At 74.7% G+C, this 8060-nt stretch carries 9 protein-coding genes; 5 read left to right on the forward strand and 4 right to left on the reverse strand.

The window, feature by feature from the left end; translation table 11 throughout:
- Positions 1-119 precede the first annotated feature (119 nt).
- The gene (locus tag AB0M28_RS38890) at positions 120-806 is read right to left on the reverse strand and encodes an alpha/beta hydrolase (RefSeq protein ID WP_365415318.1); all 687 of its coding nucleotides are present in this window, start codon (positions 804-806) and stop codon (positions 120-122) included.
- A 103-nt stretch (positions 807-909) separates the two neighbouring features.
- Here AB0M28_RS38890 and AB0M28_RS38895 point away from each other — a divergent pair, with 103 nt between their 5' ends.
- Complete coding sequence (locus tag AB0M28_RS38895; RefSeq protein WP_365415303.1) at positions 910-1872, forward strand: WYL domain-containing protein; 963 nt, start codon at positions 910-912, stop codon at positions 1870-1872.
- Between the two features lie 12 nt (positions 1873-1884).
- Here the strand turns inward: AB0M28_RS38895 and AB0M28_RS38900 are convergent, their stop codons facing one another.
- Positions 1885-3696, reverse strand: coding sequence for an ABC-F family ATP-binding cassette domain-containing protein (locus tag AB0M28_RS38900; RefSeq protein WP_365415305.1), 1812 nt, complete (start codon positions 3694-3696; stop codon positions 1885-1887).
- A gap of 128 nt (positions 3697-3824) precedes the next feature.
- On the opposite strand from AB0M28_RS38900, the gene AB0M28_RS38905 reads away from it, so the two are divergent.
- A complete protein-coding gene (locus AB0M28_RS38905) occupies positions 3825-4223 on the forward strand; it encodes a hypothetical protein (RefSeq protein WP_365415307.1) in 399 nt (132 codons plus the stop codon).
- Positions 4224-4228: 5 nt separating this feature from the next.
- On the opposite strand, the gene AB0M28_RS38910 is transcribed toward AB0M28_RS38905, so the two are convergent.
- Positions 4229-5131 (reverse strand): 4-(cytidine 5'-diphospho)-2-C-methyl-D-erythritol kinase, encoded by a 903-nt coding sequence (locus AB0M28_RS38910; protein WP_365415308.1) that lies wholly within the window; start codon positions 5129-5131, stop codon positions 4229-4231.
- A gap of 234 nt (positions 5132-5365) precedes the next feature.
- On the opposite strand from AB0M28_RS38910, the gene AB0M28_RS38915 reads away from it, so the two are divergent.
- Complete coding sequence (locus AB0M28_RS38915) at positions 5366-5953, forward strand: hypothetical protein (RefSeq protein WP_365415310.1); 588 nt, start codon at positions 5366-5368, stop codon at positions 5951-5953.
- Positions 5954-5970: 17 nt separating this feature from the next.
- Here the strand turns inward: AB0M28_RS38915 and AB0M28_RS38920 are convergent, their stop codons facing one another.
- On the reverse strand, positions 5971-6468 hold the full coding sequence (locus AB0M28_RS38920) for a MarR family transcriptional regulator (RefSeq protein WP_365415312.1): 498 nt from the start codon (positions 6466-6468) through the stop codon (positions 5971-5973).
- Between the two features lie 89 nt (positions 6469-6557).
- Here AB0M28_RS38920 and AB0M28_RS38925 point away from each other — a divergent pair, with 89 nt between their 5' ends.
- Together AB0M28_RS38925 and AB0M28_RS38930 are read left to right on the forward strand one after the other, a co-directional pair.
- Complete coding sequence (locus AB0M28_RS38925; protein WP_365415314.1) at positions 6558-7361, forward strand: trans-aconitate 2-methyltransferase; 804 nt, start codon at positions 6558-6560, stop codon at positions 7359-7361.
- On the forward strand, positions 7361-7720 hold the full coding sequence (locus tag AB0M28_RS38930; RefSeq protein WP_365415316.1) for a glyoxalase: 360 nt from the start codon (positions 7361-7363) through the stop codon (positions 7718-7720). Before AB0M28_RS38925 ends, AB0M28_RS38930 begins: the two co-directional genes overlap by 1 nt.
- Positions 7721-8060 lie beyond the last annotated feature (340 nt).

Genomic DNA, 8060 nt, shown 5'->3' on the forward strand with positions numbered 1-8060 from the left:
GCCGAAGCCCTTGAGCAGACGGCGCAGACCGTACGACTCCTCGGCCCGCTCGGCCGCGTCCTCGTCGATGTCCGGGGCCCCCAGACCCCCGTGGGAGCAGGGTGGTTCCGTCGGTCTGTCTACGCCTTGTCGGCCACCGCCGCGAGCAGTCGGGCCAGTTCGGCCGGCTTCGTGGCCATCGGCCAGTGGCCCGAGTCGATGTCGACGAGGTCGACGTTCTTGGCCCGCGCCAGCTCCGGCACATCGCCGCCGTCGATCCACTCCCGCGCCTGGGCGGGCGTGAACTCCGGGCACACGACGGTCACCGGCACGTCGTAGCGGCGCTCGTCCGCCAGCCGTACGGCGCCGCGGGCCACGCCCTCCGGCACGGGGATCGCGGCGGACGCGATCCGCTCGCGGGCCCCGTCGTCCAGATCGGCGGCGTCCGGCCCCTCGAACGGCCCCCAGCCCGGGAAGGGCATCACGCCGTCCTCGATCGCGAAGAAGTCGGCGTACGTGTGCCCGTCGCCGTGCGGGAAACCGCCGATGAGGACGACCCCGGCGACCTGCTCCGGGCGCCGGTCCGCGGCCATCCAGGCCAGCGCGCAGGCCGCCGAGTGGCCCACGACGAGGGGCCGGCCGGACGCCGCGTCCACCGCGTCGAGCACCGCCGCCATCTGGTCCTCCAGCGTCGCCGACGCGGATCCGTCGCCCTGGCCCGGCAGGGTCAGCGGTACGGGGCGGTGGCCGAGCGGCTCCAGGGCGGACGACACGTCGTCCCAGGCGGATCCGTCCAGCCACAGGCCGCCGATGAGCAGGATGTCCACGATCACGTTCTCCTTCGTACGCCGCATCCGGTCGTGGGCCACCGTAGAACGTATTCCGGACGATCCACTGCCGGATTGCCGCCGGGCCGCGTAACCTGCCGGGATGCCGGCCGACCTCAGCCCCACCGCGCGCGCCCTGCGCACCCTGGAGATCCTGCAGAACCGCCCCGGCACGACCGCCGCGGACCTCGCCGGCAGGCTCGGCGTCACCGAGCGGGCCGCGCGCCGCTACGTCGAGATCCTGCGGGAGGCCGGGATCCCCGTGGAGTCCGTCCGCGGCCCGCACGGCGGCTACCGGCTCGGGCGGGGCATGCGGCTGCCCCCGGTGCGCTTCACCCAGGACGAGGCGATCGGCCTGGTGATGGCGGTGCTCGACGGCCGCCCCGCCGCCGCGGACGACGGCGACCTCGTCGGCCACGCCCTCGCCAAGGTCGTGGGCGCGCTGCCGGAGAGCGTCGGCCGGCAGGCGGCGGCGCTGCGCGCGTACGCCGCCGCCGTACCGGACCGCTTCCCGGCCCGCCCCGATCCGGCGGTCGTCAGCGCCCTGGTCGCCGCCGTCGCGGCGGGGCGCCGGGTGCGCGTGGCGTACCGCAGCGAGGCCGGCAACGAGTGGGAGTCCGAGGCCGACCCGTGGGCGGTGGTCGTCCGCCACGCCCGCTGGTACCTGCTGTGCCACTCGCACCGCGCGGACGCGATCCGCACCTACCGCGTCGACCGGATCCGCGCCGTCGAACAGACCCCCCACGGCTTCGTCCCGCCCGAGGGCCTGGACGCCGTCGCCGTACTGGAGGAGCACCTGGGCACGGGGTGGGCGTACCCCACCCGCGTGGTCTTCGACGCGCCGGCGGCCGAGGTGGCGCCGTGGATACGCCCGCCCATGGGGCGGCTCGAGCCGGCGGGCGGGCAATGCGTGCTCACCGGCAGCACGCGCAACACGGCGATGTACGTCCAGGAGTGGCTGGCGGCCGTGCCGTTCGCGTTCCGCGTCGAGGGCGGGCCCGAGCTGCGGGACGCGACGGCCGCGCTCGCGGCGCGGCTGACCGCCTCCCTGGAGGACCCGCCCTGACGGCGGCGGCCCTCAGACGTCCTCGGCCAGCTCCAGCCAGAGCATCTCCAGCTCCTCCCGCTCGCCGGCCAGCTCGCGCAGCTTCGCGTCCAGCTCGGCGACCTTCGTGAAGTCGGTGGCGTGCTCGGCCATCTGCGCGTGGAGCTTCGCCTCCTGCTCGGAGACCTTGTCCAGCCGGCGCTCGAGCTTCGTCAGCTCCTTCTGCGCCGCGCGCAGCTCGCCGCCGGACTTCTGCTGCTTCGCCGGGGCGGCCGCCGCCGCTGCCGGGGCCGCCGGGCGGGCCTGCTCGCGCATCCGCTCGCGCCGCTCCAGGTACTCGTCGATGCCGCGCGGCAGCATCCGCAGCGTGGCGTCGCCGAGCAGCGCGAAGACGCGGTCCGTGGTGCGCTCGACGAAGAACCGGTCGTGGCTGATGACGACCATCGAGCCGGGCCAGCCGTCGAGGAGGTCCTCCAGCTGGGTCAGCGTCTCGATGTCGAGGTCGTTGGTCGGCTCGTCGAGGAAGAGCACGTTCGGCTCGTCCATCAGCAGCCGCAGGATCTGCAGCCGCCGCCGCTCACCGCCCGACAGGTCGCCGACCGGCGTCCACTGCTTCTCCTTGGTGAAGCCGAACTTCTCGCACAGCTGGCCCGCGGTCATCTCCCGGCCCTTGCCCAGGTCCACGCGCTCGCGCACCTGCTGCACGGCCTCCAGCACCCGCCAGTTGGGGTTCAGCTCGGCGACCTCCTGCGAGAGGTACGCCAGCCTGACCGTCCGGCCGACCTTGACCGCGCCGGCCGCGGGCTGGGCCTCGCCGCCGGTCCGGGCCGCCTCGGCCAGGGCGCGCAGCAGGGAGGTCTTGCCGGCGCCGTTCACGCCGACCAGGCCGATCCGGTCGCCGGGGCCGAGCTGCCAGGTCAGATGCTTCAGCAGGATCTTGTCGCCGGCCTGGACGGTCACGTCCTCGAGGTCGAAGACCGTCTTGCCGAGGCGGGAGCCGGCGAACTTCATCAGCTCTGCGGTGTCCCGGGGCGGCGGGACGTCCGCGATGAGCTCGTTGGCCGCCTCGACGCGGAAGCGCGGCTTGCTCGTACGGGCGGGGGCGCCGCGGCGCAGCCACGCCAGCTCCTTGCGCACCAGGTTCTGCCGCTTGGCCTCCTCCGTGGCCGCGATCCGCTCGCGCTCGGCGCGGGCGAAGACGTAGTCGGAGTAGCCGCCCTCGTACTCGTAGACCGTGCCGCGCTGCACGTCCCACATCCGGGTGCAGACCTGGTCCAGGAACCAGCGGTCGTGGGTGACGACCACCAGCGCGGAGCGGCGCGCCCGCAGGTGGCGGGCCAGCCAGGAGATGCCCTCGACGTCGAGGTGGTTCGTCGGCTCGTCCAGGACGATCAGGTCCTGTTCGGCGATGAGCAGCTGGGCGAGGGCGATCCGGCGGCGCTCGCCGCCGGACAGCGGGCCGATGACGGTGTCCAGGCCCTGCGGGAAGCCGGGCATGTCCAGGCCGCCGAAGAGCCCGGTGAGGATGTCGCGCACGCGCGCGTCGCCGGCCCACTCGTGGTCGGCCATGTCGCCGAGGACCTCGTGCCGGACGGTCGCCTGCGGGTCGAGGGAGTCGTGCTGGGTGAGCACGCCGCTCCGCAGCCCGCCCGCGTGGGTCACCCGCCCGGTGTCGGCGTCCTCCAGCCGCGCCAGCATGCGGATCAGCGTCGTCTTGCCGTCACCGTTGCGCCCGACGACCCCGATGCGGTCGCCCTCGTTCACGCCGAGGGATACGCCGTCGAGGAGGGCACGGGTGCCGTAGACCTTGCTGATGGACTCGACGTTGACCAGATTGGCGGCCATTTCACTCCTGCTCGGCGGATCGATCGACGTCCCAGGGTAGTCGGACGGCGGTGCTGAGTACGGTGCCGCCCGCGGGCTGAGTACCCGGGCCCATCCGGGGCGGGCCCCGCCGCGGCCAGCATGGGGGCATGGCAGACATCACCCCGCTCCCGCGGACCGCCCCCACGGGGGACCTCGACGCCCATGGGACATCCCCCGCTCCCGGCGCCGGGGGAAGGGTGCTCGCCGCCCTGCTGGTGGCCGCGCTCGTCGTGTTCGCCGCGGTGACGACCCTGCTCGCCCCCTGGTACGTCATGGCCAGCGACCCGTGTCCGCCGGACTTCCACCGGGGCATCTGCGATCCGGACACCCAGACCCTGGTCGCCACGCTGCCGCTCGTCGGTGGCCCGCTCGCCGCGGTCGGCGGCATCCTCACCACGTACGTCGCCGGCCGCGGGCGTCCCCGCCCGCTGGGGGCGCTGGCCGGCATCGCGGTGCTGGCGGCGATCTGGGTGGTCAACAGCAACCTGGCCCAGATCCCCGCCTGAGCCGCTCAGCCGATGACCGTCGCCCCCGGCGCCGGACCCGCCGCCACCCGGGCGGTACGGCACGTGCCGGACGTGCGCAGCGCCGCCGCCACCTGCCGGGCCGACGCCTCGTCCTTCGTCAGGAACGCCGTCGTCGGGCCCGAGCCCGACACCAGGCCCGCCAGGGCGCCCGCCGCGGTGCCCGTACGGAGGGTTTCGGCCAGCGACGGGCGCAGGGACAGGGCGGCGGGCTGGAGGTCGTTGGAGAGCGCGCCCGCCAGGGCCACCGCGTCGCCCGTGCGCAGCGCGTCCAGCAGCGACGGCGCGGGCTCGGGGTCGGGCACGGCGGCGCCGGCGGTGAGCCGGTCGAACTCGCCGTACACCGCGGGCGTCGACAGCCCGCCGTCCGCCGTGGCGAAGACCCAGTGGAAGCCGCCGCCCACCTCCAGCGGCGTCAGCAGCTCGCCCCGGCCCCGCCCCAGCGCCGCCCCGCCGATCAGGCTGAACGGCACGTCGCTGCCCAGCTCCGCGCAGATGGCGAGCAGCTCCTCGCGCGGGGCGCCGGTGCCCCACAGCGCGTCGCAGGCGAGCAGCGCGCCCGCCCCGTCCGCGCTGCCGCCCGCCATCCCGCCGGCGACGGGGATGTCCTTGGCGATGTGCAGATGGACGCCGGGGGAGCGGCCGTAGCGGGCCGCGAGCGCCGCCGCCGCGCGGGCGGCGAGGTTGGTGCCGTCGGTGGGGACCAGCGCCGCGTCCGCGCCGGACACCGTGATCCGCAGGGAGTCCGCCTCGGTGGCGGTGACCTCGTCGTACAGGCCGACCGCGAGGAAGACGTTCGCCAGGTCGTGGAAGCCGTCGGCCCGCGCCGCCCCCACCGCGAGCTGCACGTTGACCTTGGCGGGGACCCGGACGGTCACTGACTGGGGCACGGGCGGGGACTCCTCGTCGTACGACAGCTGGCGGGGCCATTGTCGCGCACGCCCGCGAGGCGTCCGCGCGGGTGTCCCGGACCGGTGTTCGTAGCCCGCTTTCATGAGACACCGTCGTACATCTGCCGTATCGGAGATTAATGGCGAGTAATCCGGCTTGACCGGTTCCGCTCGGCCCACGAAGCTGGCCGGGCCCCCCACGGCGCACTGGTCACTCAACGAGGGGGGATTCCCATGTCCGTACGCAGGACGACCGCTGTCCTGGCCGTCACGGCGGCCGCGCTCTTCACTGCTCCCGCCGCCCACGCCGACGCACCCGGCGACAACGGCACCGTCAAGATCCACGACTCGGTCACCGGCGACGAGGACCGCCGCAACGAGCCGCACGTGTGCACCTTCTACCTCGACGCCTTCTTCTTCGACGCCGCGCAGCAGGCCCAGTGGCGCATCGTCGGCTGGGCGCCGACGGGCGACAAGGAGAGCGTGGTCGCCAGCGGCGAGATCACCCTCGACGCGGCGGGCCACGGCCGCACCGACGACATGGGCCTGGCGGACGGCCACTACAAGCTCTACTGGAACTTCACCGGGGAGAAGGGCTTCGCGAAGCAGAAGGTCTTCTGGGTCGGGTGCGAGACCCCGTCGGAGTCCCCGACCCCGACGCCCACGGACAGCTGGTACAGCCCGTACGCCAACAGCGTCGGCGCCGGCGGCGCCGATGTGACGACGGCGGGCGCCGCGGCCGGCGGCACGCTGCTGGCGGCGGCGGGCGGCGTCTGGCTGATGCGGCGGCGCGGCGCGAACGCGGCGGCCTCGCGGCACTGAGGTGTGAGGGTCCCGGCTCAGCCCGGGACGTTGTCGAACGGCGCGGTGAGCCGGCGGAGCAGTGCCGCCAGCTCACCGCGCTGCTGCGTGCTCAGCTCCGCCAGGATCGCCCGCTCCTGGTCCAGCAGGGCGGCGAGGGCGCGGTCCGCCCGGTCCCGCCCCTCCGGCGTCAGCCGGACGAGCACGCCGCGCCGGTCGCTGGGGTCGGGCAGCCGCTCGACGAGGCCCTTCTTGGCGAGCCGGTCGATGCGGTTGGTCATCGTGCCGGACGTGACGAGGGTCTGGGTGAGCAGCTGGCCGGGGGAGAGCTGGTACGGCCCGCCCGCGCGGCGCAGCGAGGTCAGTACGTCGAACTCCCAGGGCTCCAGCTCGTGTTCGGAGAAGGCGAGGCGGCGCGCGCGGTCCAGGTGCCGGGCCAGCCGGCTGACTCGGCTGAGCACCTCGAGCGGCTCCACGTCGAGGTCAGGGCGCTCCCGGCGCCACGCTGAGACCAGACGGTCGACCTCGTCCTCCATGGGGATCAGTGTAGTAGATCTGTCGACGTGAAGTCTCTTGACGTGAAGTCTCTTGACATCGAGAGATCTCGCGCGGCAGGCTGGAAGCCATGACGACCTCACCGAGCTGGGACGTACGCCAGTACCTCCGCCACGCCGACCACCGGGCCCGGCCCTTCCACGACCTGCTGGCCCGGGTCGGCGACCTGCCGTCGAAGCCGGCCCGCATCGTCGACCTGGGCTGCGGCGCGGGCAACGTCACCGCGGCGCTCGCCGAGCGGTGGCCGGACGCGCGGATCACGGGGCTGGACAGCTCCCCGGACATGCTCCGGGCCGCGGAGTCCTACGCCGGGCCGACGGAGGGCGGCGGGTCGCTCGACTTCGCGTACGCCGACGCCGCCACCTGGACCCCGGACAGCCAGATCGACCTGCTGGTCTCCAACGCCCTGCTGCAGTGGGTGCCCGGGCACTCCGCGCGCTTCGCGGACTGGGTGGCCGCGCTGCCGCCCGGCGGGGTCTTCGCCTTCCAGGTCCCCGGCAACTTCGACTCGCCGTCCCACCGGCTGATGCGGCAGGTGTGCGCGTCCGCGCGCTGGGCCCCGCGGCTGGCCGGGCTGCTGCGCTCGGACCCCGTCCTGTCGCCCGGCGGCTATCTGCAGCAGCTGGCCGGGCTCGGCTGCGCGGTGGACGCGTGGGAGACGACGTACGCGCATCTGCTCCAGGGGCCGGACCCGGTCCTGGACTGGGTGAAGGGGACGGGGCTGCGGCCGGTCCTCGACGAGCTGGGGACGGCCGAGGCGGCGGAGTTCACCGCGGAGTACGGTGCGCTGCTGCGGGACGCGTACCCCGCGGGCCCGCACGGCACGGTCTTCCCCTTCCGCCGGATCTTCGTCGTCGCACGCAAGGAGTCCTGATGATCGTCGCCCTCGACCATGTCCAGCTCGCCGCCCCCGCCGGCTCGGAGGACGTCCTGCGCGCGTTCTACGCGGGCGTCCTCGGCATGACGGAGCTGCCGAAGCCCCCGGTCCTCGCCGCACGCGGCGGCTGCTGGTTCGCCTCCGGCGGCGCGGTCCTGCACCTCGGCGTCGAGGCGGACTTCCGCCCCGCGAAGAAGGCCCACCCGGGCCTGGTGGTCTCGGACGTCGACACCCTGGCCGAACGCCTCGGGGCGGCGGGCCACCCCGTCCTCTGGGACGACAACCTCCCGGGCGTCCGCCGCTTCCACAGCGAGGACCCGGTGGGCAACCGTCTGGAGTTCCAGGCCCAGGCGTGACACCTCGCCCCGCCCCCGGACCTGCCACACCCGCGGCACGGGGCATTCCCGCGCCTTCGGCGCGGGCGGCGTCGGTGCCTGGCGGCGCGGTTCGGGACGTGGTGGGCGGGGGCTGGGCCCGCGCAGGGAGGTGCCGAGGTCAGGTAAGGGGACCGGCGACGGGTGGTGTGTGGGTGGGGGCATTCCCGCGCCGAGGGCGCGGGCGGCGCCGGTGCGCGGCGGCACGGTTCGCGACGCGGTGGGCGGGGGCCGGGCCCGCGCCGGGAGGTGCCGAGGTCAGGTAAGGACCGCAACCGCCCGCCCCAAGACAAACCCGCCGGTGGGCGCTGGGGGGCTTACC

The organism is Streptomyces sp. NPDC051940 (genome assembly GCF_040680895.1).
In the GTDB taxonomy this organism is placed as follows: domain Bacteria; phylum Actinomycetota; class Actinomycetes; order Streptomycetales; family Streptomycetaceae; genus Streptomyces.